This is a genomic window from Serratia ureilytica (assembly GCF_017309605.1).
Classification (GTDB): domain Bacteria; phylum Pseudomonadota; class Gammaproteobacteria; order Enterobacterales; family Enterobacteriaceae; genus Serratia; species Serratia ureilytica.
Genome location: NZ_CP071320.1, coordinates 421,986 through 447,127, shown reverse-complemented (window position 1 = coordinate 447,127; position 25,142 = coordinate 421,986). Strand labels below are relative to the sequence as shown.

The window sequence follows — 25,142 nt, the reverse complement described above, 5'->3', positions numbered from 1 at the left end:
TCGTTTACGTCACGTTCCGCTTCCTTGCCCTTCCGTCGCACCGCCAACGGCGATGCGCACCAAGGCAAACGTTTAACTCGCAGCGCGCGGTACGGGTGATTTATGGTGGTTTATTCAAGGCAAACGATTATCCTGCCTTCCCTAGCGTCTAATCAACTAAAGATCGCGGCAATTTATGCAGAAAGCGGCGGGAAGGGCTTCTGCGCGAAAAGACGGGGCGATCCGGCGCCCCTGCCAGCCTGTTTCACGGCGATCTTATTGCGCCTGCACCGCTGCGGGATCCATATACATCAATTCCCAGATATGGCCGTCCAGGTCCTGAAATCCGTGACCGTACATCACGCCATAGTCCCGCGGCGGATGATAGGTATTGCCGCCGCCGGCGATCGCCTTGCGCACCAGTTCGTCCACCGCCGCCCGGCTGGGTTGCGACAGGCACACCAACACTTCGGTGGCCTGTTTGGCGTCGCCGATCGGGTTCGGGGTAAACATCCTGAATTTGTCGTGGGTCAGCAGCATCACGTAAATCGTGTCGCTGACCACCATGCAGGCGGCGGTATCGTCGGTAAATTGCGGGTTGAAACTGAAGCCGAGCTGGGTGAAAAACGCCATAGAGGCGGGCAGATCGCGTACGGGCAGATTTACGAAGATTTGCGTAGCCATGGGCTACCTCCGATGAAGAATGACCCCATCGAGTATAGCCCATCCGCTTAACTCAGCAGGTCGTAAGGGCCGCCCTGTTCCAGCGCCCGCTGGTAAGCGGGCCGGGCGTGGATGCGCTGCAGGAAGCCGCGCAGTTTCGGGCAATTGTCCAACGCGCCGCGCGCCGCCATCGCCTCGAGCGGGAAGCTCATCTGTATGTCCGCCGCGCTGAAATCGTTGCCGACGAACCAGCTGCCCTTGTTCAGGTGCTGTTCGAGATACTCGCAGTGCGGCGCGATCTGTTTGTCGAGGTATTCGCGCTGTACGCCCTTGCCGATCGCGCCCGCCACCGGCCGCAGCAGCCAGGGGATCGGCGGCTGGCCGAGACGGCTGAACACCAGCTTCATCACCAACAGCGGCATCAGCGATCCCTCTGCGTAGTGCAACCAGTAGCGGTATTGCTGGCGCGCGTGGAAGTCCGTCGGCATAAACATGCCCTGTGCGTCGTAGGCCTCCTGCAAGTATTCGATAATGGCGCCGGATTCCGCCAGCGCCAGATCGCCATCGACGATCACCGGCGATTTGCCCAGCGGGTGGATCTTTTTCAGCGCCGGCGGCGCCAGCAGAGTGTGCGGATCGCGCTCGTAGCGTTGCACCTGATAGGGCACGCCCAGCTCTTCCAAAAACCACAGAATGCGCTGCGACCGCGAGTGATTGAGATGATGAACAATGATCATGATGACGCTCCCGTCCGCTGCCACACCAGTTCGCCGATCTGCACGCCGTTGCCGAGCTGCAGCGGCACCGTGCGCAACGTCAGCCGATCGGCGTTAAAGGCGTAAAAGCGCACCTGACGGCTGCCTATCCAATTGGGGAACGAGCAGCCTTCAACCTGATGCACCACCCGTTGCTCGCTTTCTTCCACCTGATAACGGCCGAAATAGCAAATCATATTGATGAAGGCGGCATGGATCTCCCGCTCGGATCCCTGCGCCAAATCGTCGGCGACGAAACGCGGCCGCACGGCGCTGTATAGCTGCGCCGCCATTGTGCCGTTGGCCTCATAGTGGATGCGCCCCAACACCTGCTCGCCCAGCGGGTAATTCAGCTCGCCGTTCTGGTTTTTGAACGCCGACGACACCAACGCCCAGCTGCCGATAAACGCGTTTACCGTCATGACGCTTCTCCGGTTAAGGATCGTCTGTAAAGGGTAGTGGCAATTTTTGCCGCACGCCAACGGCTGAAAAACCGTCAATTTATTTGACAGAGATACTCAAAACTCTCCGATTTTTTATTCACACCCGGTGCACTAGTATTTAACACATCGAGAGACAACGCGCTCTCACCTAATAAATACTCTGAGGAACACATCATGAAAAACGTCAAAATTTTTGCTACCGCTGCACTGCTGGCTACCGCTTCTTTCTCTACCTTCGCCGCTGACCTGCCAACCAGCCAGCCAGCCGCAGACGCGCAGAAAATCGGCGTAGTCACCGTGAGCGGCGCCGCCAACCTGAGCGCGCTGGAAAGCGAACTGGCCAGCAAAGCCGCCGCGTCGGGCGCCAGTTCCTACCGCATCGTCGCCGCCGGCGGCCAAAACAAACTGTACGGCACCGCAGAAATCTTCAACTGATCGTCGGACAGCCAATCGACGGAAGAAAGAAGCCCCGCAAGGGGCTTTTCTCGTTTCAGGCGGCCAGAGCTCTTTGTGGACAGTGATCGCCATTCATTTCACCCATACTGAATGACAGCGCAATACCCTCACCCACTTTGGAGAAATAGCATGACGACAGCACAACCTCTGCAAGGCAAAGTCGCATTCGTTCAGGGCGGCTCCCGCGGCATCGGCGCCGCCATCGTGAAACGGTTGGCGAACGAAGGCGCCGCCGTCGCCTTTACCTACGCCGCCTCGGCCGATCGCGCCGAAGCGGTGGCGAGCGCCGTGACCGCCGCCGGCGGCAAAGCCCTCGCCATCAAGGCCGACAGCGCCGATGCAGCGGCGCTGCAGCAGGCGGTTCGCCAGGCGGTGAGCCACTTCGGCAACCTGGATATTCTGGTGAACAACGCCGGGGTGTTTACATTGGGCAGCACCGAAGCGCTGGCGCTGGACGATCTGGATCGCATGCTGGCGGTCAACGTGCGCAGCGTATTCGTCGCCAGCCAAGAGGCGGCGCGCCACATGAATGACGGCGGCCGTATCATCCACATCGGCAGCACCAACGCCGAACGCGTGCCGTTCGGCGGCGCGGCGGTGTATGCGATGAGCAAATCGGCGCTGGTCGGCCTGACCAAAGGCATGGCGCGCGATCTCGGCCCGCGCGGCATCACCGTCAATAACGTGCAGCCCGGCCCGGTGGACACCGAAATGAACCCGGACGCCGGCGAGTTCGCCGATCAGCTCAAGCAGCTGATGGCGATCGGCCGCTACGGCAAAGATGAAGAGATCGCCGGTTTTGTCGCCTACCTGGCGGGCCCACAGGCGGGTTACATCACCGGCGCCAGCCTGAGCATCGACGGCGGCTTCTCGGCGTAACATCCAAGCCCCGCGAGGGGCTTTTTATTGGCTTGCCGCAGTATGCAAGCCTGACGACGTCGATGCACGCTTGTTTCCCCTGCCCACGCTTTACGCCGCCAATCCCGCGTGAAATACAACAATCGAATCAGTTTATGTACAAAAACGGAATAGTTTATTGACGATTCTGTTATTTATTCACCTCACTGCCCCCTTTATCCTTCGCTCCATCGTGTCGTACCGGACACCCTTATTTTTCGAATCATCGAACACAGGATAAAGATATGAAAACCATGACCACCGTTATTTCACTCGCTCTGTTTTCCACGCTGTCGTTTAACGCTGCAGCAGAGAGCGTTACCGCAACCGGCAGCACGCTGGATTCCACCGAAGCCCTCATCGCTAAAAAAGCGCAAGAGGCCGGCGCAAGCGGCTACAAAATCACCAGCGCCTATATGGGTAATTTCGTCACCATGAGTGCTGAGCTGAAAAAATAATATCAATGACGCCGCTCGCCCGGCGTTATTTATTTCCGCATAAAGAAGTCATCGTCGGGTGGTTATTCACCACGCCTTGTTATAAGGCATTACGCTAATACACCCCGCGCACCCAAAAATGAGCTTCTTTCTCCACCGGTTATTATTCGGCGGCCTGATGTCGCCCATGTCCGGACGGCTCATTTTCATTCACCCTGCAATACGTTGTTATAAGGATGAGTCACTGATGAAATCATTGTATCGCCTCTCCCTCTTGCTGCCTTTGCTTGCCACAGTGCCTGCACACGCCGCAGAGTCCGCCGCTCAGCCGTCAGACTGGTATCCTTCCGTTTACGGTGCAAAAGACGAAATCGGCGCGGCCAACCTGCTCACGCCAGAAGGGGTATTACAGTCCGTGCAGTTGGTAAAACAAGGCAAGACATTGTCATTGGCGGTGCCCGTCGATAAAGATTTCCCGGCGTTCCGCCACCGCAGCTTCCGCTTATATAATATTCAGCCTGGTCAGCAGGACGGTAAAACGCTTGGCCCAAATAAATTCACCTTTAATGATGAATTGGTGAATGCCTGGACCGGCGTCGGCACTCAGTTGAATGGCATTGGCCATATCGGCATCGACAATGTTTATTATAACGGCAATAAGGCGGCGGATTTCGTCACCGTAGATGGCGTGAAAAAATTGGGCGTGGAAAAAGTGCCGCCCATGGTCACACGCGGCGTCGTACTCGATATGACGGCTTATTATCATAAAGACATCGTTCCGGGCGGCACCGAATTTTCCGTTGCGGATATTCAAGCGGTGCTTAAGAAGCAGGGCATTAGCTTAAAGAAAGGCGACGTTGTTTTATTTAATACCGGTTGGCTGGAGCTGATTGGTAAGGACAATAAAAAATTCCTGGAGGTCGAGCCGGGTATTGGCATGGAAGCGGCGAAGTGGTTGGCTGACCAAGGTATCGTGGCCTTTGGCGGTGATACCTGGGCTTCCGAAGTATACCCTAACCCGAAAAATGACGAAGAGTTCCCGGTCAACCAATACCTGCTGGCCAAACGCGGCGTCTATAACCTGGAACTGATCGACAGCCGCCCACTGGTGCGCACGAAAACCTGGGAATTCCTGTTCGTACTGGGGCAACCGCTGTATGTCGGCTCAACCCAGGTCAACATCAACCCGGTAGCAATTTACTGATTGGCGACACCGCCGTAGAAAATCGGCAGTGAGCGCCCACAAAAAACCCCGCCTGAGCGGGGTTTTTTTAGCGCTGTTGCCAGGCTTAGAACGGAATATCGTCGTCGAAATCCATTGGCGGTTCGTTGCTGGTCGCCGGAGCGCTGTTCTGCGCCGGACGAGACTGCTGCTGGCCGCCGCTGAACTGGTTGCCGCCCTGTGGCTGTTGAGGCTGGCCCCAACCGCCCTGGCCGCCGGCAGATTGACCGGCCGGTGCGCCGCCGCCCTGACGGCCGCCCAACATCTGCATGGTGCCGCCGACGTTAACCACGATCTCGGTGGTGTAGCGATCCTGGCCGCTCTGATCCTGCCATTTACGGGTCTGCAGGGAGCCTTCGATATAGACCTGAGAGCCTTTGCGCAGGTATTCGCCCGCCACTTCAGCCAGTTTGCCGAACAGCACAACGCGGTGCCACTCGGTCTTCTCTTTCTGTTCGCCGGTCGCTTTGTCACGCCAGCTTTCGGAGGTCGCCAGGGTAATGTTGGCCACTGCGCCGCCGTTCGGCATGTAACGGACTTCTGGATCCTGACCCAGATTCCCGACCAGAATTACTTTGTTTACGCCTCTGCTGGCCATGAGCACTTCTCCCGATGATTGATTTCTACACAGTATAAACGCGTCAGTTTACCACGCTGAGTACGAAACCACACCCGTGTTGATAAGTGCGAATTGCATTCCAGAATTGTCTTTCCAATCGACCTTATTGCATTCGCATACTGGATATCCATTCAGGTTTTTTTGTGTCATAATTATGCGTTTCGACCTGGCTGTGCCGGTTTTTTGCGAGATCCATCACAAAATCCCCCGCAAAAATCGCGACAGGCGCGGTGTATCATCAAGACGGGAAGTGTAAATGGACAATATCGAAGTTCGTGGTGCTCGAACCCATAATCTGAAAAACATCAACCTGATCATCCCGCGTGACAAACTGATCGTCGTCACCGGCCTGTCCGGTTCCGGCAAGTCTTCGCTGGCTTTCGATACGCTGTATGCCGAAGGGCAGCGGCGCTATGTCGAATCACTCTCCGCCTATGCGCGCCAGTTCCTGTCGCTGATGGAAAAACCGGACGTCGACCATATTGAAGGTCTGTCGCCGGCGATCTCCATCGAGCAGAAATCCACCTCGCACAACCCGCGATCCACGGTCGGCACCATCACCGAGATCCACGACTACCTGCGCCTGCTGTTCGCCCGCGTCGGCGAGCCGCGCTGCCCGGATCACCATGTGCCGCTGGCGGCGCAAACCGTCAGCCAGATGGTCGACAACGTGCTGAGCCAGCCGGAAGGCAAGCGCCTGATGCTGCTGGCGCCGGTGGTGAAAGATCGCAAGGGCGAACACACCAAAACGCTGGAAAACCTGGCCGCTCAGGGCTATATCCGCGCGCGCATCGACGGTGAAGTGTGCGATCTGTCCGATCCGCCGAAGCTGGAGCTGCAGAAAAAACACACCATCGAAGTGGTGGTCGACCGTTTCAAGGTGCGCGACGACATGGCGCAGCGCCTGGCCGAATCGTTCGAAACCGCGCTGGAGCTCTCGGGCGGCACCGCGGTGGTGGCGGACATGGACGACGAAAAAGCGGACGAGCTGCTGTTCTCCGCCAACTTCGCCTGCCCGATCTGCGGCTACAGCATGCGCGAACTGGAACCGCGCCTGTTTTCCTTCAACAACCCGGCCGGCGCCTGCCCGACCTGCGACGGCCTGGGCGTGCAACAGTTCTTCGATCCGGATCGCGTGGTGCAAAACCCCGAGCTGTCGCTGGCCGGCGGCGCGATCCGCGGCTGGGATCGCCGCAACTTCTATTACTTCCAGATGCTGCGCTCGCTGGCGGAGCACTATGAGTTCGACGTCGAAGCCCCGTTCAACACCCTGAGCGCCAACGTGCAGAAGGCGGTGCTGAGCGGCTCCGGCAAAGAGTCGATCGAATTCAAATACATCAACGATCGCGGTGACACCACCGTGCGCCGCCACCCGTTCGAAGGCGTGCTGCACAACATGGAGCGCCGCTATAAAGAGACCGAATCCAGCGCGGTGCGCGAAGAGCTGGCGAAGTTCATCAGCAACCGCCCTTGCGCCTCGTGCCACGGCACCCGCCTGCGTGAAGAGGCGCGCAACGTGTTCGTCGAAGACACCACGCTGCCGGAGATCTCCGATCTGAGCATCGGCCATGCGATGACGTTCTTCCAGAACATGAAGCTCAGCGGCCAGCGCGCCAAGATCGCCGAGAAAGTGCTGAAAGAGATCGGCGATCGCCTGAAGTTCCTGGTGAACGTCGGCCTGAACTACCTGTCGCTGTCCCGTTCGGCGGAAACGCTCTCCGGCGGCGAAGCGCAGCGTATCCGCTTGGCCAGCCAGATCGGCGCCGGTTTGGTGGGCGTGATGTACGTGCTGGATGAGCCGTCGATCGGCCTGCACCAGCGCGACAACGAGCGCCTGCTGGAAACGCTGATCCACCTGCGCAACCTCGGCAACACGGTGATCGTGGTGGAGCATGACGAAGACGCCATCCGCGCCGCCGACCACGTGATCGACATCGGCCCCGGCGCCGGCGTGCACGGCGGCCAGGTGGTGGCGGAAGGCACCGTCGATGACATCATGGCGCAGCCGGAATCGCTGACCGGCCAGTTCCTCAGCGGCAAACGCGAGATCGCCATCCCGGCGCAGCGCGTGCAGGCCGATCCGACCAAGGTGCTGAAGCTGAGCGGCGCGCGCGGCAACAACCTGAAGGACGTGACGCTAACGCTGCCGGTCGGTCTGTTTACCTGCATCACCGGCGTGTCCGGCTCCGGCAAGTCGACGCTGATCAACGATACGCTGTTCCCGATCGCCCAGCGCCAGCTTAACGGCGCTACCATCGCCGAGCCTGCGCCGTTCCGCGAAGTGACCGGCCTGGAACATTTCGACAAGGTGATCGATATCGATCAGAGCCCGATCGGCCGCACGCCGCGCTCCAACCCGGCCACTTACACCGGCATCTTCACCCCGGTGCGCGAGCTGTTCGCCGGCGTGCCGGAGTCGCGCAGCCGCGGCTATACGCCGGGCCGCTTCAGCTTCAACGTCAAGGGCGGGCGCTGTGAAGCCTGCCAGGGCGACGGTGTGATCAAGGTCGAGATGCACTTCCTGCCGGACATCTACGTCCCGTGCGACCAGTGCAAAGGCAAACGCTATAACCGCGAAACGCTGGAAGTGAAGTACAAAGGCAAGAGCATCCACGAAGTGCTGGAGATGACCATCGAAGAAGCGCGCGATTTCTTCGACGCGGTGCCGGCGCTGGCGCGCAAGCTGCAAACCCTGATGGATGTCGGCCTGTCCTACATCCGCCTCGGCCAGTCGGCCACCACGCTCTCCGGCGGTGAGGCGCAGCGCGTCAAGCTGGCGCGCGAGCTGTCGAAACGCGGCACCGGCCAGACGCTGTATATTCTCGACGAGCCGACCACCGGTCTGCACTTCGCCGATATCCAACAGCTGTTGGCGGTGCTGCATCAGCTGCGCGATCAGGGCAATACCATCGTGGTCATCGAGCATAACCTGGACGTGATCAAAACCGCCGACTGGATCGTCGATCTGGGGCCGGAAGGCGGCAGCGGCGGCGGCGAGATCCTGGTCGCCGGCACGCCGGAAACGGTCGCCGAGTGTGAAAAATCGCACACCGCGCGCTTCCTGAAACCGCTGTTGGAAAAATAACGGCGGATGATACGCTCAACGAGGCGCCCTATTCCGCCTCGTTGAGCAATCAACCTATCCCTCTGCGAGAAACATTAAATACCCTTCTCTGCATCATTCCTTTAAAAACAGGCGCTTTGGACCCAGCCAATAATAAACTCGCCCCATCATGCCATTTGTTTGGCTTTTGTTTATTCCCCATGCGTTTCACTATTGCGGTGAAATAACGCCAATGGCGCGCCGTCGCCTGTCGATTAATCAATATAAACATGGCGTTTATCAATAAGCCGTCATTTAAACGTGGGCCTGCGGGCCGTTTATTCAATGGGATGATATAAAGGTGTTTAACGTGGATAATAAACTGGGTACCTCTGCCGCCGCCCTGCTCTTTCTTTTTCCCCTCGCCGGTCAGGCGCAGGACGGCGAAGCGTCTTTAACGCTCGCCGGCGGCCTCGCCGTCGCTCCCGCCTATGAAGGCTCGTCTTTTTACAGCATTGAACCGCTGTATCAGGTGAATGCCGGCTATCAAAACGCCAGTTGGGGAGAATTCAGCGCGGGCAGCGAAGGGGCGCGCTGGCAATTCCCCATCGCCGGGCCCGTCGGCATCGCGTTATTGCTCAACTATGACGCCGGCCGTGACGAGGAAATCAAAACCTTGCGCGGGCGCAACACTCGACTCAAAGGCATGGGCAAACTGGGCGGCGCGCTGGAAGCCGGCGCTGAGCTGAGCTACCAACTCGACCCCTTCCGCGCCTATGTCAAAGGGATGCAGGCGACGCGCAAACGCAGCTACGGCGGGGAAGAACTGGGCCACACCGCCTATGTGGAAAGCGGACTGACCGGGCAATATCCGCTCAGCGAACAGCTGACGCTTATCGGCAATCTCTCCACCACCTGGGCCAACAGCGGCTATCAGCGCGGCTATTTCGGCGTGACGTCGCAGCAGGCGCAGCACAGCGCCTTCAGCGCATATCGGCCGGGCAGCGGCTTCAAGGACGCGACGCTCACCGCCGCACTCAACTACCAATGGCGACCGAACGTGGCCTTCCAGGCCGGCGTCGGCGTAACGCGCCTGCTGGGCGACGCGGCCGACAGCCCCATCGTTGAGAAAACCACCTCGGGCATGGCCTTCACCAGCGCCAGCTACAGTTTTTGACGTTTTTGCCTAAGTCTGTGCAGGAAGGGATAAACGCCATGATTAAAAAACGAACTACAGTTTAGCTGAGTGTCAGGTAAACGGATGGATAATTAAACATTCATTATTTACCTGACAATGTCAGGCGTGGCTTTCCCTTATTAAGGATATTTTATGTGTCAACATCATGCGACGGAATGTCGTAATTTCACCGCATTTCGCCACCGCTGGGAAATGCCCATGATCTGGCTATCGGCGATAATTACCTTGTTCGGTTTTTTATTTGGCATCGCCGCCGTCGTGGTAAATACGGATGGAACTGCACTTGGGTTGGGAGACGACGCCAAGGAAACATTGGATACCCTCAGCCTGCTCGCGTTATTACCGCTGATCCCGATCGCTTTCTATATTTACCGTTTCTATCTCGCCGCACAGGCGAAATCCAACGCCTTGCGCATCGGGCCGGCGCAATTTCCGGAACTGTTCGCGCTGTATCAGGATATCGGCCGTCGGCTGGAACTCAAGACGCTGCCCAAGCTTTATCTGACCAACGGCAACGGCGTGGTCAACGCCTTCGCGCTGGAATGCAACCGCCGCCAGCGCTACGTGGTGATCCATGCTGAAATCGCCATGCTGATGCCCACCGCGCCGGAGATCGTGGAGTTCGTGCTGGCCCATGAATTGGCCCATCACAAGCTGCGGCACGTGTCGCTGTGGCGTCTGGCGATCGGCGTTGTGCCGCAGTCGCTGGTGCTGCCCGGCCTGGCGACCACTCGCGCGCAGGAGTATTCCGCCGATCGCGTGGCGCTCGCGGTGTGCCCGAGCTACGCCAACACGGTGCGGCTGCTGGCCGTCGGCCCCTGGATGCAGCACGGCGTGAATCCGCAGGCCTGGCTGGAGCAGTGCGAAGAAGAGAACAAGGAGCTGTTTGTTCGCATCAGCAATCTGCTGTCAGACCATGCGGTGATGGTCAAACGCTTCAAGGCGCTCAAAGACATCGAGATGCACGGCTTCGAGCGCCATGGCAGCATGTTTTAATCCGCCCGAGGGCTTACAGCGTTTTCAGCACGCGCGCCGGGTTGCCGCCCACCACGCAGTTGGCCGGCACGTCTTTGGTCACCACCGCGCCGGAGGCCACGACCGCATTATCGCCGATGGTCACGCCCGGATTGATCACCGCGCGCCCGCCGATCCACACGTTGTTGCCAATCTTGACCGGCTTGCCGAACTCCGCGCCGCCGACGCGGGTCTCGGCGTCCAGCGGATGAGTGGCGGTGTAGATATGCACGCCCGGCGCCAGCAGGCAGTTGTCGCCGATGTGCACCTCGCACACGTCGAGGATCACGCAGTCGAAATTGGCGTAGAAGTTCTTGCCGAGATAGATGTTATAGCCGTAGTCGCAGCGGAACGTCGGCTCGATGGCGCCGCCTTGATAGCCGCCCAGCAGCTCGCCCAGCCACTGTTTGCGCAGCTCGCCCTCTTCCGGCGATGAGTGGTTGTAGCGATGCGTTATCTGGCGCGCGCGCCGACGCTCGCTGCGCAGCAGTTCATCGCCGGCGTCGTACAGTTCCCCGGCGATCATCTTGCGCTTTTCTTCGCTCATGGCCATGTCGGCCTCCTTCATCCGCGTTTCTTGAATGCCCAAGCGTAGCCGCTTTAGCCCGGCAATAAAAAGGGAACGTTCCCAATTTAAAACCGCGATCACGGTTTAACGCGAGAAAGCAGGAGAAAACGGGCGGCGCCGCCGCCCGGCAATCAGGCGCGCAGTTCCTGGCGCACGTGTTCGGGCAGGCCTTCCACCACCAGCTGATAGGAGCTGTCGATCAACGTATAAAACTGCGAGTTCGGCAGGTTGCCGTCGAGAAATACCGTATTCCAGTGCGCCTTGTTCAGGCCGTCGCAGGCGACGATCTCAGGGTGGTGTTCGCGCAGGCTTTCCGCCAGCTCCGGGCTGGACTTGACCGCCAGCGCCGGCCGCCCTTCCACTTCGCACACCATGGCGAACATCACGTCGCCCACCTTGATCTGGCTGGCCTGCCACTGGTTCTGGTCGCTTTGCTCCGCGCCCGGCTTCGCCATGCAGTACTCCAGCAATGCGCTGTTATTCATTGGGTTATTCCCCCTGTAATGTGGCCACAATACGGCGTGCTCCGCCGTGGATGCGGTGCTCCCCCAGCCAGATGCCCTGCCATGTGCCCAACATCAGCCGCCCGTGCCTGACGGGCAGCGTCAAGGAAGCGCCCAGCAGCGAGGATTTGATGTGCGCCGGCATGTCGTCCGGCCCTTCGTAGTCATGTTGATAGGGGGCGTTTTCCGGCACCTGACGCAGAAAATGCTGCTCCATATCGGCTCGCACCGTGGGATCGCAGTTCTCGTTGAGCGTCAGCGAGGCCGAGGTATGCTGCAGCAACAGATGCAGCAGGCCGGTTTGCAGGCGGTGTAAGTGGGTTAACTGGTTGGTGATCTCGTCGGTAACCAGATGAAAGCCACGCGCTTTTGCGCTGAGGATTAGCGTTTGCTGATGCCACATGAGTGAGCGCCCCTCAATCAGTATATTCTCTCTCCGGTTTGCGGCAACTTCGGCGGCGCGCCGGCAATAAAAAAGGAGCGATATCGCTATCGCTCCCGATGAACGTCCATTCAGACTAACAGGCGTTACTGCACCGCAGCAAACGCCTCGGCTACCTGACGCACGTTGTCGTGGTTCAGGCCGGCCACGCACATGCGGCCGCTGTGGATCAGGTAGACGCCGAACTCTTCGCGCAGGCGATCGACCTGCGCCGCGCTGAAGCCGGTGTAGCTGAACATGCCGCGCTGCGCCAGCAGGTAATCGAAGTTGCGCTGCGGCAGCGCGCTCTTCAGGGTGTCCACCAACGCGTGGCGCATTTCGAGAATGCGGGTGCGCATGCTTTCCACTTCATTGAGCCACTGAGTTTTCAGCTCAGCGTCGTTCAGCACTTTAGCTACCAGCTGCGCGCCGAAGTTCGGCGGGCTCGAGTAGTTGCGGCGCACGGTCGCCTTCAGCTGGCCCAGCACGCGCCCGGCCGCTTCTTCGCTTTCACACACCACCGACAGGCCGCCGACGCGCTCGCCGTACAGCGAGAAGATCTTCGAGAACGAGTTGCTCACCAGGCACGGCAAGCCGGCCGCCGCAATGGCGCGAATGGCGTAGACGTCCTGCTCCATACCGCCGCCGAAGCCCTGATAGGCGATGTCGAGGAACGGAATGATCTCACGATCGGCGATCACCTTGATCACTTCGTCCCACTGGGCGGGGGTCAGGTCTGAGCCGGTCGGGTTGTGACAGCACGGATGCAGCAGCGCGATGCTGTGCTTCGGCAGCTGTTTCAGCGCAGCCAGCATGGCGTCGAACTTCACGCCCAGGCTTTCGCCGTCAAAATACGGATAGGTATTCACCTTGAAACCGGCGCCGCTGAAGATGGCTACGTGGTTTTCCCAGGTGGGATCGCTGACCCACACCTGCGAATTCGGGAAGTAGCTTTTCAGGAAGTCCGCGCCCACTTTCAGCGCGCCGGAACCGCCGACGGTCTGAATGGTGGCGATGCGCCCCTGCTGCAGCATCGGGTGCTGCTCGCCGAACAGCAAATGCTGGATGGCGGTGCGGTAGGATTGCAGCCCTTCCATCGGCAGGTATACCGAGGCGCCGTGCTCGACGCTGTTCAACTGCGCTTGCGCCGCGGCGACCGCACGCATCTGCGGAATAACGCCCTGCGCATCGTAGTACAGGCCAATGCTCAGGTTCACCTTGTGCGCGCGCGGGTCTTGTTTGAATTTTTCCATCAGCGACAGAATGGGATCGCCGGCATAGGCGTCAACGTTCTGGAACACGTTTTTTTCTCCTGGTTTATTTATTGTGGTTTGGGCACAGCGTTACGTTCCTAATATAGACGGAAAAGCGTATTCGGTTTCAGCTTTCTCGCGTCACCGGCAACAAACCGTTTTCCTTGATGCGATTGAGCACCACCGCCGTTTTGATATGCGCCACGCTTTTGTGCGGCGACAGCGTCTGGCTGATGAACTCGCTCAGCGCCGGCAGGTCCGCCACCGCCACTTTCAGCAGGTAATCGGCGTCGCCGGTGGTCTTGTAAGCGTCCAGGATCGCGTCCACGTCCTCCAGCATCTGATGAAAGCTGTCGATCTGCTCCTGAGCGTGCGTGATCAGGCTGACTTCAATCAGCCCCACCAGCCCCAGGCCGACCGCCTCCGGCGCCAGCCGCGCGTGGTAGCCGCGGATCAGCTGCGCCTGCTCCAGGCTGATGCGCCGCCGTGAACACTGGGAAGCGGAAAGCCCCACCAGTTCGCTCAGCTCCTGATTGGTCAAACGGCCGTTGGCCTGTAACAGCGTCAGGATTTTCATATCAAAATCGTCAATGTTGTACATAGCCACCTGTAAACTGTGTTAATAAATGTTGACGTTACAGCCTACCAGTTTTTTTACCGTTGCCGACGTCACACCCTGGCGCTTAAATCGCGTACAGCAGCAACGCCCGGCGTTTTCGCCGGTAAGCGGCATAAAAAACGGCTAACTCATGCAGGCAAACGACAATTAACGGCGAAGTAACGCATAAAACCACGAATGTATAAAAAGGACGCCAGATGAAAAAGTTACTCCCTCTCGCGCTGCTGCTCGCCGCCGGCAGCGCCGGCGCGCAATCCCACCTGGACAAAGTGCTGCAGCAAAAGACCCTGGAGGTCTGCACCACCGGCGACTACAAGCCCTACACCTTCCTCAAGGAAGATGGCAGCTATGAAGGCATCGATATCGACATGGCGGAATCGCTGGCGAAGAGCCTCGGCGCCAAGGTGAAGTGGGTGAAAACCAGCTGGAAAACCCTGACGCCGGACTTCGCCTCCGGCAAGTGCGACATCGCCATGGGCGGCATCTCCGTCACGCTGGAGCGCCAAAAACAGGTGTTCTTCGCCGACAAGCTGGATACCGACGGCAAAATTCCGCTGGTGCGCTGCACCGACGTGAAGAAATACCGCACGATAGAACAGATCAACAAACCGTCGGTGCGTCTGCTGGAACCGGCGGGCGGCACCAACGAAGCCTTCGTGCACGCCTATCTGCCAAAAGCCAAGCTGACGCTGACGCACGACAACATGAGCATTTTCCAGCAGCTGGTGGATCGCAAGGCGGACGTGATGATCACCGACGCCTCCGAGGCGCTGTACCAGCAGAAGCGCTATCCGAAGCTGTGCGCGGTGAATCCGACCAAACCGATGCAGTACGGCGAAAAGGCTTACATGCTGCCGCGCGACGATCTGAGCTGGAAACTGTATGTGGATCAGTGGCTGCACCTGGCCAAGGCGACCGGCGAGTATCAGAAGGTTATCGACAAGTGGTTGGCGGTAAAGAAGTAACCCGCTGAGAAACGGGGCCGACGCGCGTCGGCCCCTGCGGCGTATCAGTCGCCAATGTATTCCATCGCCACGCGCTGCGTGAGCTTGGTGATCAGTTCATAAGCGCTGATGCCGGTACAGGCGGCGATGCGCTCGACCGGCAACGCCGGCCCCCACAGCACCGCTTCATCCCCCACCTTATCGGCGGCGTCCGGCCCGAGATCGACCGAAATCATGTCCATCGACACCCGGCCGACGATCGGCACTTCGCGGCCGTTGATCAGGATCGGCGTGCCGGTCGGCGCGCTGCGCGGGTAGCCGTCGCCGTACCCCATCGCCACCACGCCAAGGCGAGTATCGCGCGGGCTGATCCAGGTGCCACCATAGCCCACCGCTTCACCAGCCTTGTGCTCGCGCACCGCGATCAGGCTGGATTTCAGCGTCATCGCCGGCTGCAGACCATGCTCGGCGCCGCTGCCGCTATCCAACGGCGACACGCCGTACAGAATGATGCCGGGGCGCACCCACTCGTTGTGGGCGTCCGGCCACAGCAGCGTGCCGCCGGAAGCGGCGACCGAGCGCTGGCCCGGTTTGCCGCGCGCGAACTGCTCGAAGCAGGCGATCTGTTTCAGGGTGGCGTCGGACTCCGGCTCGTCGGCGCGGCTGAAGTGGCTCATGATATTGACCGGCTGCGCCACGTTGCGGCAAGCGCACAGGCGCTGATAAAACGCCTCCGCCTGTTCGGGACGCACCCCCAGCCGATGCATGCCGGTATCGAGCTTCATCCACACCGGCACCGGGCGCGCCAGCTCGGCCTGTTCCAGCGCCTCGAGCTGTTCGATGCTGTGCACCGCGGTTTCGATGTTGTTCGCCACCAGCACCGGCAGGTCTTCGGCGCTGAAGAAGCCTTCCAGCAGCAGGATCGGCTTGACGATGCCGCCGGAGCGCAGCATCAGCGCCTCGCCGATGCGCGCTACGCCGTAGCAGTCGGCGTCTTGCAGGGTGTGTGCTGTTTCCAGCAGGCCATGTCCATAAGCGTTTGCTTTCACAACGGCAATCAGGCGGCTTTGCGGCGCCTGGCGGCGCACCTGTTGCAGATTATGTCGCAGAGCGCGGCGGTCGATTACAGCGGTTGCCGCTTTCATTTCAGTTCCTTAGCTGATTATTCGTCATCGTATTGTGGCCCCGCGTAGTTATCGAAACGCGACCACTGGCCGTTAAAGGTAAGGCGCACGGTGCCGATTGGGCCGTTACGCTGCTTACCGATAATAATTTCCGCGATCCCTTTCAGATCGCTGTTCTCGTGATACACCTCATCACGATAGATGAACATAATCAGGTCGGCGTCCTGCTCGATGGAGCCGGATTCACGCAGGTCGGAGTTGACCGGGCGTTTGTCGGCGCGCTGCTCCAGGCTTCGGTTCAGCTGCGACAGCGCCACCACCGGCACCTGCAGCTCTTTCGCCAGCGCCTTCAGCGAGCGCGAAATCTCGGCGATCTCCAGCGTACGGTTGTCGGACAAGGCCGGCACGCGCATCAGCTGCAGGTAGTCGATCATGATCAGGCTAAGCCCGTCGTGCTCACGGAAAATGCGCCGCGCGCGCGAGCGCACCTCGGTCGGCGTCAGGCCGGAGGAGTCGTCGATGTACATGTTGCGCTTCTCCAGCAGGATGCCCATGGTGCTGGAAATGCGCGCCCAGTCCTCGTCGTCGAGCTGGCCGGTACGGATGCGCGTCTGATCCACGCGCGACAGTGACGCCAGCATACGCATCATGATCTGCTCGCCGGGCATCTCCAGGCTGAAGATCAGCACCGGTTTCTCCTGGGTCATCGCGGCGTTTTCGCACAGGTTCATGGCGAAGGTGGTTTTCCCCATCGATGGACGGGCGGCGACGATGATCAGATCGGACTTTTGCATGCCCGCGGTTTTCTTGTTGAGGTCCTGATAGCCGGTATCGACCCCGGTCACGCCGTCATGCGGCTGCTGATACAGCTGTTCGATGCGCGAGACGGTGTCTTCCAGGATGCGTTCGATGCCCTTCGGGCCCTCGTCTTTGCTGGCGCGGTTCTCGGCGATTTGGAATACGCGGGATTCCGCCAGATCGAGCAGGTCTTCGCTGCTGCGCCCCTGCGGATCGTAGCCGGCGTCGGCGATTTCGTTAGCCACCGAGATCATTTCGCGCACCACCGCGCGCTCGCGTACGATGTCGGCGTAGGCGCCGATGTTGGCGGCGCTCGGGGTGTTTTTCGACAGCTCGGCCAGGTAGGCGAAGCCCCCCACCGAGTCCAGTTCGCCCTTCTGTTCGAGCGATTCGGACAGGGTGATGAGGTCGATAGGCTTGCTCATCTCCAGCAGACGCTGCATCTCGGTAAAGATCAGGCGATGCGGGCGGCTGAAGAAGTCGTTGGCGACCACGCGTTCCGCCACGTTGTCCCAACGCTCGTTATCCAGCATCAAACCGCCCAACACCGACTGCTCGGCCTCCAGCGAGTGCGGCGGCATCTTCAGCCCTTCCATCTGACGATCTCTGGAACGCTCTCTGGTTTCGTCCGCGTTTGTTTTGTTGGTTGGTTTTTTTCCTGCCATGAAACGTAGTCTTTATCCGGTTGCGAATGAAGGATCCTGACGCGAGAGTATACGTGATTTTTGCGTCATAACCGATGCAAAAAAGGTATTGACCCCCGCACGGGCGAACTGGATCTCCGATAATAAAAAGAATAGGGTGAAATCAGACACTCCAACGAGGTAACCCTATGGCCAAGCGCATTCAATTCTCCGCCGTCGGCGGACCGGAAGTCTTGCAATACGTTGATTTTACACCGCTCGATCCGGCTGCCGGTGAAGTGCAGATCGAGAACAAGGCGATCGGCATCAACTACATCGACACCTATGTGCGCAGCGGGCTGTACGCGCCGGCCAGCCTGCCGAGCGGCCTCGGCACCGAAGCGGCCGGCGTGGTGGTCAAGGTCGGCGCCGGGGTCAGCGCGATCAAACCGGGCGACCGGGTGGTGTATGCGCAGTCGTCGCTCGGCGCCTACAGCGAGATCCACAACGTGCCGGAAGAGAAAGTGGCGCTGCTGCCGCACAACCTGAGCTTTGAGCAAGGCGCCGCTTCTTTCCTGAAAGGGCTGACGGTGCACTATCTGCTGCGCCAGACCCACGAAGTGCAGCCGGGTGAAGTATTTTTGTTCCATGCCGCCGCCGGCGGCGTCGGGCTGATCGCCTGTCAGTGGGCCAAAGCGCTGGGCGCGCGCCTGATCGGCAGCGTCGGCTCCGACGAGAAGGCGGCGCTGGCGAAGCAGGCCGGCGCCTGGGCCACCATCAACTACCATAAAGAGGATATCGCCCAGCGGGTGGCCGAGCTGACGCACGGCGAGAAGGTCGGCGTGGTATACGATTCGGTGGGGCAAAGCACCTGGCAGGCCTCGCTCAACAGCCTGAAGCGGCGCGGCCTGATGGTCAGCTTCGGCAACGCGTCCGGCCCGGTGACCGGCGTCGATCTGGCGCTGCTGAATCAGAAGGGCTCGCTGTACGTCACCCGCCCTTCCCTCAACGGCTACATCACCAACCGCGCCGAGCTGCAGTACGCCAGCAACGAGCTGTTCTCGCTGATCGGCAGCGGCGCCATTCGGGTGGAGGTGAGAGACGATCAGAAATTCGCGCTGGCCGACGCCCAGCGTGCGCACCAGGTGCTGGAAAGCCGCAGCACCAGCGGTTCCAGCCTGCTGATCCCCTGATCGCGGCCAAAGAAAAGGGCTCCTTGCGGAGCCCTTTCTGTTACTGCGTTTTGTAGGGGTAGAGCAGAGTCCGCCAGAGACAGGGGTTGCTTTAGCAACACGAATTTTAGGTGTCTCTCACGGTGATGAAATCGGTCGCATCACTGCATCGACCCACATCCTAACAGCCCCGTCCGGCAAAAAACACGCTTTATGTGCCACATCGCCGGGGAAAACTGCCAAGCTGTGATCGCTGCCGCATTCGCGGTGCGGGAAATTGTGCAAGTTTCAGTGTGACTGTCTGATTATTCAGCAAAAAATCAGTAACGCCGGATCTGGGGTTTCTGCATTGAACGGTAAATCCATACCCCAACCACCGCCAAAATCAGCCACGGCAGCAGCTTAATGACCACTGCGAACAGCCCGCCCAACAGCATGAATGCCGCCGCCGCCAACAGCGCTGCGAAGATCCCCAGCAGCGAGATGCCGGTCACCATCAGCATCACCACAAAACCAATGAGAAAGAAGATTTCCAACATGATTGCTCCTTTGCAATACAACGTATCTGCAGAGTGGATTACAAGAAGCGTGCCAGAACGGCGGATGGGCTAACCTATTGAAAACCGAAGGCAGGCATCCGGTAACGCACCGAACGCCTGGTGAAAAACACTAACTGTTGGTCAAATTTTTTGTGGATTACGCCATTTCGACGCGCGGCTGACGCACCAGCGCCAGCGCCTGCTCCACCACCCGCGCATCGGCGCCCGGCTTGTGGGCGTTCTCGCTCAGATGGCGACGCCACTGGCGCGCGCCCGGCACGCCCTGGAACAGACCGAGAATATGGCGAGTAATGTGGCCAAGATAGGTGCCGTTAGACAGCTCGCGCTCGATATACGGATACAGCGCTTCGACGATCGCCACGCTGTCCGGCACCGCGGTCTGCGCGCCGAACAGTTCGCTGTCGACCCGCGCCAGGATACCCGGATTCTGATACGCCTCGCGCCCCATCATCACGCCGTCCAAGTGCTGCAGGTGCTGCTGCGCCTCTTCCAGCGTTTTCACCCCGCCGTTAATGGCGATGGTCAACGCCGGGAAATCCCGCTTCAGCTGATAGACGCGCGGATAGTCCAGCGGCGGCACTTCGCGGTTTTCTTTCGGGCTGAGGCCGGAGAGCCAGGCCTTGCGCGCGTGGATGGTGAACATGTCGCACTCGCCGCGCCCGGCGACGGTCTCGATAAAGTCACACAGGAAGGCGTAGCTGTCCTGATCGTCGATGCCGATGCGGGTCTTCACCGTCACCGGGATCGACACCACGTCGCGCATCGCCTTGATGCAATCGGCGACCAGCGCCGCCTGGCCCATCAGACAGGCGCCGAACATGCCGTTTTGCACCCGATCGGACGGGCAGCCGACGTTGAGGTTAATCTCATCGTAACCGCGCTGCTCCGCCAGCTTGGCGCAATGCGCCAGCGCGGCCGGATCGCTGCCGCCCAGCTGCAGCGCCACCGGATGCTCTTCTTCGCTGTAGGCCAGATAGTCGCCCTTGCCGTGGATGATCGCGCCGGTGGTCACCATCTCGGTGTACAGCAGCGTTTCCTTGGTCAGCAGGCGGTGGAAGTAACGGCAATGACGATCGGTCCAGTCGAGCATCGGCGCGATGGAGAAACGATTGGCGGCGTAGGTTGGGGCGTGGTTGTCTTTCGTCATGCTGAGTTACTGGCTACCTGAGTCTGTCTGGGTTCAACGAACGGCACGCGGCCGCAAACGGCTATTATAACGACAATCGGCGCCGTTGGGAAAACCCGCTTGCCGCCGGCAAAAATAAGCGGAGACAAGGCGAATAAACCCGCTCGTTCAGGTGTTATCTCATTACGGGCGCGCACGGCGCCTCTGCCTTGAGGACATAACCATGAACAGCTTCATTAAACGCCTGCTGGCATCGGCCATTGCCGGCTGCCTGCTGTTGTCCGGCGCGGCGCTGGCGATGGGCGGCGACGGCAGCGGCCAAACCCCGCCAACCTGTCCGAAAGGCCAGGTCTACGACAGCAAAACTCAGACTTGCATGGTAGATAAAAGCGGCAAGGTCGACGACGCCGACCGCACTAACTACGCCTATGTACTGGCGAAAAGCGGCCGTTATCAGGAAGCGCTCGATATGCTCAATACGTTGAAAAATCCCAACACCGCCGTTGCGCTGAACTATCGTGGCTACGCCATGCGCAAACTTGGCCGCACCGATGAGGGGATCGGCTATTATTTAAAATCAGTAGCCCTCGATCCGAAATACCCCAAAGTGCGCGAGTACCTGGGGGAAGCCTATATGCTGAAAGGCCGACCCGATCTGGCTCGCCAACAGCTGCAGGTGATCCAGTCGCTGTGCGGCACCGGGTGCGAGGAGTACCGCGATTTGGCGGCGGCCATCGACCGCCACCCGGAATCGTGATCTGACGCGCCTGCGGAGGTGACTATCAGCGGCGATGCGATACGCGATGAACTCGGCCACTATCTCTCCCGCCTGTGGCGCTATGCGCTGGTGCTCTCGCACCGGCGGGATGTCGCCGACGATCTGGTGCAGGCCACTTGCCTGCGTGCGCTGGAGCGCGCCGCGCAATTCACCCCCGGTTCACACCTGGATCGCTGGCTGTTTTCCATCTTGCACTCCATTTGGCTCAATGAAGTTCGCGCCCAACATCTTCGCCAGGGGCAAGGCTGCATGGCGGCGGAAGAGCTGGGCGATGCGGACAACGGCGAACAGCCGGTCTGGCTCCATGAAGTGATGCGGCGCATCAGCCGGCTGCCGACGGCCCAGCGCAACGCGCTGTTTCTGGTGTATGTCGAAGGGCTGTCTTACCGGGAGGCCGCAAAAGTGCTGGCGGTGCCGATCGGCACCGTCATGAGCCGTTTGGCGGCCGCACGTCTGGCATTGGCCGATGACCGCCCGTTGGCAAACGACGGCCCGCACCGCAAAGAGCGCCATCCCGCCCCCTTGCCTCCTGCTCGTCGATAACGCCCTATTCCAACGAGCGGATAACCCGGCATGGCTGCCCCAGCGCCAGCACGTTGGCCGGGATGTCGCCGGTGACGATGCTGCCCGCGCCGATGGTGGTGCCGTCGCCGATAGTCACTCCCGGCAGGATCACTACGTTGCCGCCGATCCAGACGTTGTTGCCGATGGACACCGGCTGCGCCGAGGTGCGGAAAGGGAAATCCGGATCGCCGGTGAAGCGCTCTGCGGCCTTCAGCGGGTGGCTCGGCGTATAGATTTGCACGTTGGGGCCGATCAGCGTGTTGTCGCCGATGGTGATGGTATTGCAGTCGAGGAACACCGCGTTGACGTTGATAAAGCAGTTTTTACCGATGCGGACATGCTGCCCGTAGTCACACCAGAATGGCGTTTCAATCCAGCTCGCTTCCCCCCAGGCGCCGAACAGCTCGCCGAGCAGGCGGTTTTTCTCGTCCGCCTGATGCGAGTCCAGCGCCCCCAAGCTTTTGATCAACGCCCTCGCCCGATGGTACATCCCGATCAGTTCTTCATCGCGGCTGTTGTACTCCAGGCCGCTTAACAGCTTCTCTCTTTCCGTCATCACACAGGGCTCCTGCTCATCACGCGGGTAAAAGGCGTTATACCGCGCTCGCCCCCCGCTCTCCAGCGCTAAAACCGGCAACGTTGATTTGCCGCCCGACGGCGGGGAAAAGTTGTGACGCATCTCTCTTTTAGCGCGATCGGCGCGACTTTCCCTGCGCTATCATCAGGGGAAAAGGGGGCAACTCTCGGCGATTCGCCGTAATCATGGTAAAATCGGCTTTTTTACGTACCGGGATATTTGCGATGAACTCAACCACCCAGGAAAAGCTGCTGGCGCAGGCTGAACGCCTCTGCCAGCAACGCAATGTGCGATTGACGCCGCAACGGCTGGAAGTGCTGCGTCTGATGACTCAGCAACCCGGTGCAATCAGCGCATATGACCTGCTCGATCTGCTGCGCGTCGCCGAACCGCAGGCCAAGCCGCCGACGGTATACCGCGCGCTGGATTTTCTGCTGGAGCAAGGGTTTATCCATAGAGTGGAATCGGCCAACAGCTACGTGCTGTGCCACCATTTCGAACAGCCGATGCATACGTCCGCGCTGTTTATCTGCGACCGCTGCGGCCAGGTGACCGAACGCACCACCGAAGGCGTGGAGGAAACGCTGCAGAAGCTGGCACAGGAAGCCGGATTTGCACTGCGGCACAGCGTGGTGGAAGCGCACGGTCTGTGCGCCGGTTGCGTTGAAGTTGAAGCTTGTGACAGCAAGCATGACTGCGCCGAACACGATCACAGCATCGCCATCAAGAAGAAGTAAGACGAAGTCAGGTACTTCCCTGTACCTGCGGCCGGGGCGCCAGAGGATGGAGCGACGCCGGCCTGCGCTGTTGCCGGCCGCCGTCAGTGGCGGCCCTGCGTGTTACCAGCGGTGTTTGGTGTGATCTTCCCAGGCCTTCACCTCTTTTTCGGCCGCCTCTTTCTGGTAACCGTAGCGCTCCTGAATTTTGCCGACCAGCTGTTCGCGTTTCCCTTCGATGACCGTCAGATCGTCATCGGTCAGCTTGCCCCATTTCTCTTTCACTTTGCCTTTCAGCTGCTTCCAGTTACCGTCGGCTTGATCTTTATTCATAGTCTCTCCGTTAACCTGTGGTGAATCAGTGATCCCTGTTGCCGGTCGGGGTTAACCAGAAATTTTTCTGGCCGATGCTTCCTTCACCTTAAGAAGCACCGCTCCCCTTCATTTACCAGCCACATGATTCATTCTAGTTAAACATGGAAATAAAAAAGCCAAAACACAGAATAAAAAACCATTAACAAACAAAATAAAAACAAAAAACGCTAACAAACAACGAACTAACGCGAACAAACCAAGGCTGAAAACATGTAAGCAAACATGACCAAAATCATAAGAAAAACTAACCATTAACCCAACAAAACGTCCGGTTTAATGTGCAGTAAACCAGCTGCCGCGCACCTGGTGACGGTGCCAAATCCAGCCCAATGCCACGCCACGCAACGTCAGAAACACCGCCAGCGCCAGCCAAAGCCCGTGGTTGCCAAGCAACGGCACGCTGAACAGCGTCAGACCGTACCCTGCCGCGGCCACCGCCATGCTGTTACGCATCTCAGCGCCGCGCGTGGCGCCGATAAACATGCCATCCAGCAAATAGCACCACACCCCGACCAGCGGCAAAATGACCTGCCACGGTAAATAGTGGGCGGCCAACGCGCGCAGCTCCGGTAGAGAGGTCAACGCCGCCACGATCTGCTGGCCGGTAACGGCATACGCCAGGCCGAAGGCCAACGCGACCAGCCCCGCCTGCCTGCAGGCCGCGTGCCACACCTTACGCAGTTGGCTGCCGTCCCGAGCGCCGTAGGCGTGGCCGGAATGGGCCTCCACCGCATAAGCGAAGCCGTCGAGCGCATAGGCGGTAAACGTCAGCAGGTTCATCAACACCGCGTTAACCGCCACCACATCGCTCCCCAGGCGAGCGCCGAAAATGGTCAGCGACGCAAAGCACAGCTGCAGCAACAATGAACGCAGCATGATGTCGCGATTGAGCGCCAGCAGGCGACGCAGATCGCCACGCCAGGCCTGACGCAACATCGCCAGGGTAATACCGCGCAGACGCATCACCCGCCACGCCAGCCACAGGCCGAGCAATAGCGTGGCATATTCGGCGATGGCGGTGGCCGCCGCCGCCCCTCGCACGTTCCAACCCAGGCCCATCACCAGCCAAATATCCAGCACGATGTTCAGCAGGTTGCCGACGATCAGCAGGATCACCGGCGCACGCACGTACTGCACGCCGAGCAGCCAGCCCAGCAGCACCAGGTTGGCCAGCGCCGCCGGCGCGCTCAACCAGCGGATCTCAAGAAAACGCCGCGCCTGCTCCAGCACCTCGCCATCGCCGCCGACGATCCGCAGCGCCAGTTCGATCAGCGGGTAGCGCAACAGGACGATCGCCCCCCCGGCCAACAGCGCCAGCAGCAGCGGTTGCATAAAGGCGCGCGCCAGCGCCTGCGGGTTCTTCGCTCCCAGCGCCTGCGCCGCGAGGCCGGTGGTGCTCATGCGCAGGAACAGCAGCAGCATGAACAGGAAGCTGGTCGCCACCGCGCCGATCGCCACGCCTCCCAAATAGATCGGGCTGTCGAGGTGGCCGATCACCGCGGTGTCCACCAGCCCGAGCAGCGGCACGGTGATATTGGAGAAAATCATCGGCAGGGCGAGGCGCCACAGGGCTTTATCGGTGTCGCTGGTGAAGGCGGAAATCAGGCGCATGATGGGATGTTCCTGTGACAGAGTGACGAAGGGCGAAGTCAGAAACAAAAACGCCCCAAAACAGGGGCGATTGATACAGGGAGC

The 25,142-nt window shown here is 59.8% G+C and carries 28 protein-coding genes; 12 read left to right on the top strand and 16 right to left on the bottom strand.

The genetic code is table 11. The features are described from left to right. Window positions 1–255 precede the first annotated feature (255 nt). Genes J0X03_RS02120 through J0X03_RS02110 form a run of 3 tightly spaced genes read right to left on the bottom strand, consistent with a single transcriptional unit; the run spans window position 256 to window position 1,819 of the window. Complete coding sequence (locus tag J0X03_RS02120; RefSeq protein WP_015379207.1) at window positions 256–663, bottom strand: VOC family protein; 408 nt, start codon at window positions 661–663, stop codon at window positions 256–258. 47 nt (window positions 664–710) lie between these two features. Further along, the gene (locus J0X03_RS02115) at window positions 711–1,379 is read right to left on the bottom strand and encodes a glutathione S-transferase family protein (RefSeq protein ID WP_160204654.1); all 669 of its coding nucleotides are present in this window, start codon (window positions 1,377–1,379) and stop codon (window positions 711–713) included. Next, window positions 1,376–1,819 carry a lipocalin-like domain-containing protein gene (locus J0X03_RS02110; protein ID WP_033644432.1) on the bottom strand — a complete coding sequence of 148 codons (444 nt, stop codon included), beginning with the start codon at window positions 1,817–1,819 and terminating at the stop codon, window positions 1,376–1,378. The genes J0X03_RS02115 and J0X03_RS02110 overlap by 4 nt, the downstream gene beginning before the upstream one ends. A gap of 195 nt (window positions 1,820–2,014) precedes the next feature. On the opposite strand from J0X03_RS02110, the gene bhsA reads away from it, so the two are divergent. From bhsA to J0X03_RS02090, 4 genes are all read left to right on the top strand, one after another. After that, window positions 2,015–2,275: a multiple stress resistance protein BhsA gene (gene bhsA, locus J0X03_RS02105; RefSeq protein WP_069100422.1), complete on the top strand. Its 261-nt coding sequence runs from the start codon at window positions 2,015–2,017 to the stop codon at window positions 2,273–2,275. A 150-nt stretch (window positions 2,276–2,425) separates the two neighbouring features. After that, on the top strand, window positions 2,426–3,175 hold the full coding sequence (locus tag J0X03_RS02100) for a 3-oxoacyl-ACP reductase family protein (RefSeq protein ID WP_033644429.1): 750 nt from the start codon (window positions 2,426–2,428) through the stop codon (window positions 3,173–3,175). A 272-nt stretch (window positions 3,176–3,447) separates the two neighbouring features. Continuing rightward, window positions 3,448–3,651, top strand: coding sequence for a YdgH/BhsA/McbA family protein (locus J0X03_RS02095; protein ID WP_459076041.1), 204 nt, complete (start codon window positions 3,448–3,450; stop codon window positions 3,649–3,651). A 226-nt stretch (window positions 3,652–3,877) separates the two neighbouring features. Next, window positions 3,878–4,834, top strand: coding sequence for a cyclase family protein (locus tag J0X03_RS02090; RefSeq protein WP_069100421.1), 957 nt, complete (start codon window positions 3,878–3,880; stop codon window positions 4,832–4,834). 85 nt (window positions 4,835–4,919) lie between these two features. Here the strand turns inward: J0X03_RS02090 and ssb1 are convergent, their stop codons facing one another. Next, window positions 4,920–5,450, bottom strand: a complete 531-nt coding sequence (gene ssb1, locus J0X03_RS02085) for a single-stranded DNA-binding protein SSB1 (RefSeq protein ID WP_004936793.1) — start codon at window positions 5,448–5,450, stop codon at window positions 4,920–4,922. A 277-nt stretch (window positions 5,451–5,727) separates the two neighbouring features. On the opposite strand from ssb1, the gene uvrA reads away from it, so the two are divergent. The 3 genes from uvrA (at window position 5,728) to J0X03_RS02070 (ending at window position 10,708) form a co-directional block, all read left to right on the top strand. After that, entirely contained in the window at window positions 5,728–8,556 is a 2,829-nt protein-coding gene (gene uvrA / locus J0X03_RS02080) for an excinuclease ABC subunit UvrA (RefSeq protein WP_033644422.1), read from the top strand. Between the two features lie 328 nt (window positions 8,557–8,884). Then, window positions 8,885–9,691 (top strand): MipA/OmpV family protein, encoded by an 807-nt coding sequence (locus tag J0X03_RS02075; RefSeq protein ID WP_033651345.1) that lies wholly within the window; start codon window positions 8,885–8,887, stop codon window positions 9,689–9,691. Between the two features lie 219 nt (window positions 9,692–9,910). Continuing rightward, window positions 9,911–10,708, top strand: coding sequence for a M48 family metallopeptidase (locus J0X03_RS02070; protein ID WP_164489284.1), 798 nt, complete (start codon window positions 9,911–9,913; stop codon window positions 10,706–10,708). A 13-nt stretch (window positions 10,709–10,721) separates the two neighbouring features. On the opposite strand, the gene maa is transcribed toward J0X03_RS02070, so the two are convergent. The 5 genes from maa to J0X03_RS02045 form a co-directional block, all read right to left on the bottom strand. After that, window positions 10,722–11,279, bottom strand: a complete 558-nt coding sequence (gene maa / locus J0X03_RS02065) for a maltose O-acetyltransferase (protein ID WP_103101919.1) — start codon at window positions 11,277–11,279, stop codon at window positions 10,722–10,724. Window positions 11,280–11,425: 146 nt separating this feature from the next. After that, window positions 11,426–11,779 carry an MmcQ/YjbR family DNA-binding protein gene (locus tag J0X03_RS02060; RefSeq protein ID WP_019453210.1) on the bottom strand — a complete coding sequence of 118 codons (354 nt, stop codon included), beginning with the start codon at window positions 11,777–11,779 and terminating at the stop codon, window positions 11,426–11,428. Window positions 11,780–11,783: 4 nt separating this feature from the next. Then, window positions 11,784–12,200 carry a secondary thiamine-phosphate synthase enzyme YjbQ gene (locus J0X03_RS02055; RefSeq protein WP_016930264.1) on the bottom strand — a complete coding sequence of 139 codons (417 nt, stop codon included), beginning with the start codon at window positions 12,198–12,200 and terminating at the stop codon, window positions 11,784–11,786. 125 nt (window positions 12,201–12,325) lie between these two features. Further along, a complete protein-coding gene (locus J0X03_RS02050; RefSeq protein ID WP_033644416.1) occupies window positions 12,326–13,519 on the bottom strand; it encodes an amino acid aminotransferase in 1,194 nt (397 codons plus the stop codon). Window positions 13,520–13,598: 79 nt separating this feature from the next. Then, entirely contained in the window at window positions 13,599–14,072 is a 474-nt protein-coding gene (locus J0X03_RS02045) for an Lrp/AsnC family transcriptional regulator (protein WP_025304444.1), read from the bottom strand. Window positions 14,073–14,287: 215 nt separating this feature from the next. On the opposite strand from J0X03_RS02045, the gene J0X03_RS02040 reads away from it, so the two are divergent. Then, complete coding sequence (locus J0X03_RS02040) at window positions 14,288–15,055, top strand: transporter substrate-binding domain-containing protein (RefSeq protein WP_033651220.1); 768 nt, start codon at window positions 14,288–14,290, stop codon at window positions 15,053–15,055. Window positions 15,056–15,099: 44 nt separating this feature from the next. Here J0X03_RS02040 and alr read toward each other — a convergent pair whose 3' ends face one another. Further along, complete coding sequence (alr, locus tag J0X03_RS02035) at window positions 15,100–16,179, bottom strand: alanine racemase (protein WP_047026579.1); 1,080 nt, start codon at window positions 16,177–16,179, stop codon at window positions 15,100–15,102. A 17-nt stretch (window positions 16,180–16,196) separates the two neighbouring features. Then, the gene (dnaB, locus tag J0X03_RS02030) at window positions 16,197–17,621 is read right to left on the bottom strand and encodes a replicative DNA helicase (protein ID WP_025160134.1); all 1,425 of its coding nucleotides are present in this window, start codon (window positions 17,619–17,621) and stop codon (window positions 16,197–16,199) included. Window positions 17,622–17,788: 167 nt separating this feature from the next. Here dnaB and J0X03_RS02025 point away from each other — a divergent pair, with 167 nt between their 5' ends. Then, entirely contained in the window at window positions 17,789–18,772 is a 984-nt protein-coding gene (locus J0X03_RS02025; RefSeq protein WP_060660196.1) for a quinone oxidoreductase, read from the top strand. 299 nt (window positions 18,773–19,071) lie between these two features. Here the strand turns inward: J0X03_RS02025 and pspG are convergent, their stop codons facing one another. Beyond that, window positions 19,072–19,290 (bottom strand): envelope stress response protein PspG, encoded by a 219-nt coding sequence (gene pspG, locus J0X03_RS02020; RefSeq protein WP_016930270.1) that lies wholly within the window; start codon window positions 19,288–19,290, stop codon window positions 19,072–19,074. A gap of 157 nt (window positions 19,291–19,447) precedes the next feature. Next, the gene (gene dusA, locus J0X03_RS02015; RefSeq protein ID WP_060434708.1) at window positions 19,448–20,458 is read right to left on the bottom strand and encodes a tRNA dihydrouridine(20/20a) synthase DusA; all 1,011 of its coding nucleotides are present in this window, start codon (window positions 20,456–20,458) and stop codon (window positions 19,448–19,450) included. Between the two features lie 202 nt (window positions 20,459–20,660). Between dusA and J0X03_RS02010 the strand changes: the two genes are divergently transcribed. Continuing rightward, a complete protein-coding gene (locus tag J0X03_RS02010) occupies window positions 20,661–21,194 on the top strand; it encodes a tetratricopeptide repeat protein (protein ID WP_047573523.1) in 534 nt (177 codons plus the stop codon). An 18-nt stretch (window positions 21,195–21,212) separates the two neighbouring features. Continuing rightward, window positions 21,213–21,758, top strand: coding sequence for an RNA polymerase sigma factor (locus J0X03_RS02005; protein WP_160204655.1), 546 nt, complete (start codon window positions 21,213–21,215; stop codon window positions 21,756–21,758). A 4-nt stretch (window positions 21,759–21,762) separates the two neighbouring features. Here J0X03_RS02005 and J0X03_RS02000 read toward each other — a convergent pair whose 3' ends face one another. Further along, entirely contained in the window at window positions 21,763–22,335 is a 573-nt protein-coding gene (locus J0X03_RS02000) for a sugar O-acetyltransferase (protein ID WP_042785466.1), read from the bottom strand. 245 nt (window positions 22,336–22,580) lie between these two features. Between J0X03_RS02000 and zur the strand changes: the two genes are divergently transcribed. Further along, window positions 22,581–23,093: a zinc uptake transcriptional repressor Zur gene (zur, locus tag J0X03_RS01995; RefSeq protein ID WP_015379223.1), complete on the top strand. Its 513-nt coding sequence runs from the start codon at window positions 22,581–22,583 to the stop codon at window positions 23,091–23,093. Between the two features lie 102 nt (window positions 23,094–23,195). Here zur and J0X03_RS01990 read toward each other — a convergent pair whose 3' ends face one another. Together J0X03_RS01990 and dinF are read right to left on the bottom strand one after the other, a co-directional pair. Next, the gene (locus J0X03_RS01990) at window positions 23,196–23,405 is read right to left on the bottom strand and encodes a CsbD family protein (protein ID WP_004936743.1); all 210 of its coding nucleotides are present in this window, start codon (window positions 23,403–23,405) and stop codon (window positions 23,196–23,198) included. A 315-nt stretch (window positions 23,406–23,720) separates the two neighbouring features. Beyond that, window positions 23,721–25,058, bottom strand: coding sequence for an MATE family efflux transporter DinF (gene dinF, locus J0X03_RS01985; RefSeq protein ID WP_033644406.1), 1,338 nt, complete (start codon window positions 25,056–25,058; stop codon window positions 23,721–23,723). Between the last annotated feature and the right edge of the window lie 84 nt (window positions 25,059–25,142).

Excerpts from the sequence above, each read along its gene's own strand:
- J0X03_RS02120 (WP_015379207.1), bottom strand. The coding sequence starts at position 663 with ATGGCTACGCAAATCTTCGTAAATCTGCCCGTACGCGATCTGCCCGCC.
- J0X03_RS02115 (WP_160204654.1), bottom strand. The coding sequence starts at position 1,379 with ATGATCATTGTTCATCATCTCAATCACTCGCGGTCGCAGCGCATTCTG.
- J0X03_RS02110 (WP_033644432.1), bottom strand. The coding sequence starts at position 1,819 with ATGACGGTAAACGCGTTTATCGGCAGCTGGGCGTTGGTGTCGTCGGCG.
- bhsA (WP_069100422.1), top strand. The coding sequence starts at position 2,015 with ATGAAAAACGTCAAAATTTTTGCTACCGCTGCACTGCTGGCTACCGCT.
- J0X03_RS02100 (WP_033644429.1), top strand. The coding sequence starts at position 2,426 with ATGACGACAGCACAACCTCTGCAAGGCAAAGTCGCATTCGTTCAGGGC.
- J0X03_RS02095 (WP_459076041.1), top strand. The coding sequence starts at position 3,448 with ATGACCACCGTTATTTCACTCGCTCTGTTTTCCACGCTGTCGTTTAAC.
- J0X03_RS02090 (WP_069100421.1), top strand. The coding sequence starts at position 3,878 with ATGAAATCATTGTATCGCCTCTCCCTCTTGCTGCCTTTGCTTGCCACA.
- ssb1 (WP_004936793.1), bottom strand. The coding sequence starts at position 5,450 with ATGGCCAGCAGAGGCGTAAACAAAGTAATTCTGGTCGGGAATCTGGGT.
- uvrA (WP_033644422.1), top strand. The coding sequence starts at position 5,728 with ATGGACAATATCGAAGTTCGTGGTGCTCGAACCCATAATCTGAAAAAC.
- J0X03_RS02070 (WP_164489284.1), top strand. The coding sequence starts at position 9,911 with ATGATCTGGCTATCGGCGATAATTACCTTGTTCGGTTTTTTATTTGGC.
- maa (WP_103101919.1), bottom strand. The coding sequence starts at position 11,279 with ATGGCCATGAGCGAAGAAAAGCGCAAGATGATCGCCGGGGAACTGTAC.
- J0X03_RS02060 (WP_019453210.1), bottom strand. The coding sequence starts at position 11,779 with ATGAATAACAGCGCATTGCTGGAGTACTGCATGGCGAAGCCGGGCGCG.
- J0X03_RS02055 (WP_016930264.1), bottom strand. The coding sequence starts at position 12,200 with ATGTGGCATCAGCAAACGCTAATCCTCAGCGCAAAAGCGCGTGGCTTT.
- J0X03_RS02045 (WP_025304444.1), bottom strand. The coding sequence starts at position 14,072 with ATGTACAACATTGACGATTTTGATATGAAAATCCTGACGCTGTTACAG.
- J0X03_RS02040 (WP_033651220.1), top strand. The coding sequence starts at position 14,288 with ATGAAAAAGTTACTCCCTCTCGCGCTGCTGCTCGCCGCCGGCAGCGCC.
- alr (WP_047026579.1), bottom strand. The coding sequence starts at position 16,179 with ATGAAAGCGGCAACCGCTGTAATCGACCGCCGCGCTCTGCGACATAAT.
- dnaB (WP_025160134.1), bottom strand. The coding sequence starts at position 17,621 with ATGGCAGGAAAAAAACCAACCAACAAAACAAACGCGGACGAAACCAGA.
- J0X03_RS02025 (WP_060660196.1), top strand. The coding sequence starts at position 17,789 with ATGGCCAAGCGCATTCAATTCTCCGCCGTCGGCGGACCGGAAGTCTTG.
- pspG (WP_016930270.1), bottom strand. The coding sequence starts at position 19,290 with ATGTTGGAAATCTTCTTTCTCATTGGTTTTGTGGTGATGCTGATGGTG.
- dusA (WP_060434708.1), bottom strand. The coding sequence starts at position 20,458 with ATGACGAAAGACAACCACGCCCCAACCTACGCCGCCAATCGTTTCTCC.
- J0X03_RS02010 (WP_047573523.1), top strand. The coding sequence starts at position 20,661 with ATGAACAGCTTCATTAAACGCCTGCTGGCATCGGCCATTGCCGGCTGC.
- J0X03_RS02000 (WP_042785466.1), bottom strand. The coding sequence starts at position 22,335 with ATGACGGAAAGAGAGAAGCTGTTAAGCGGCCTGGAGTACAACAGCCGC.
- zur (WP_015379223.1), top strand. The coding sequence starts at position 22,581 with ATGAACTCAACCACCCAGGAAAAGCTGCTGGCGCAGGCTGAACGCCTC.
- J0X03_RS01990 (WP_004936743.1), bottom strand. The coding sequence starts at position 23,405 with ATGAATAAAGATCAAGCCGACGGTAACTGGAAGCAGCTGAAAGGCAAA.
- dinF (WP_033644406.1), bottom strand. The coding sequence starts at position 25,058 with ATGCGCCTGATTTCCGCCTTCACCAGCGACACCGATAAAGCCCTGTGG.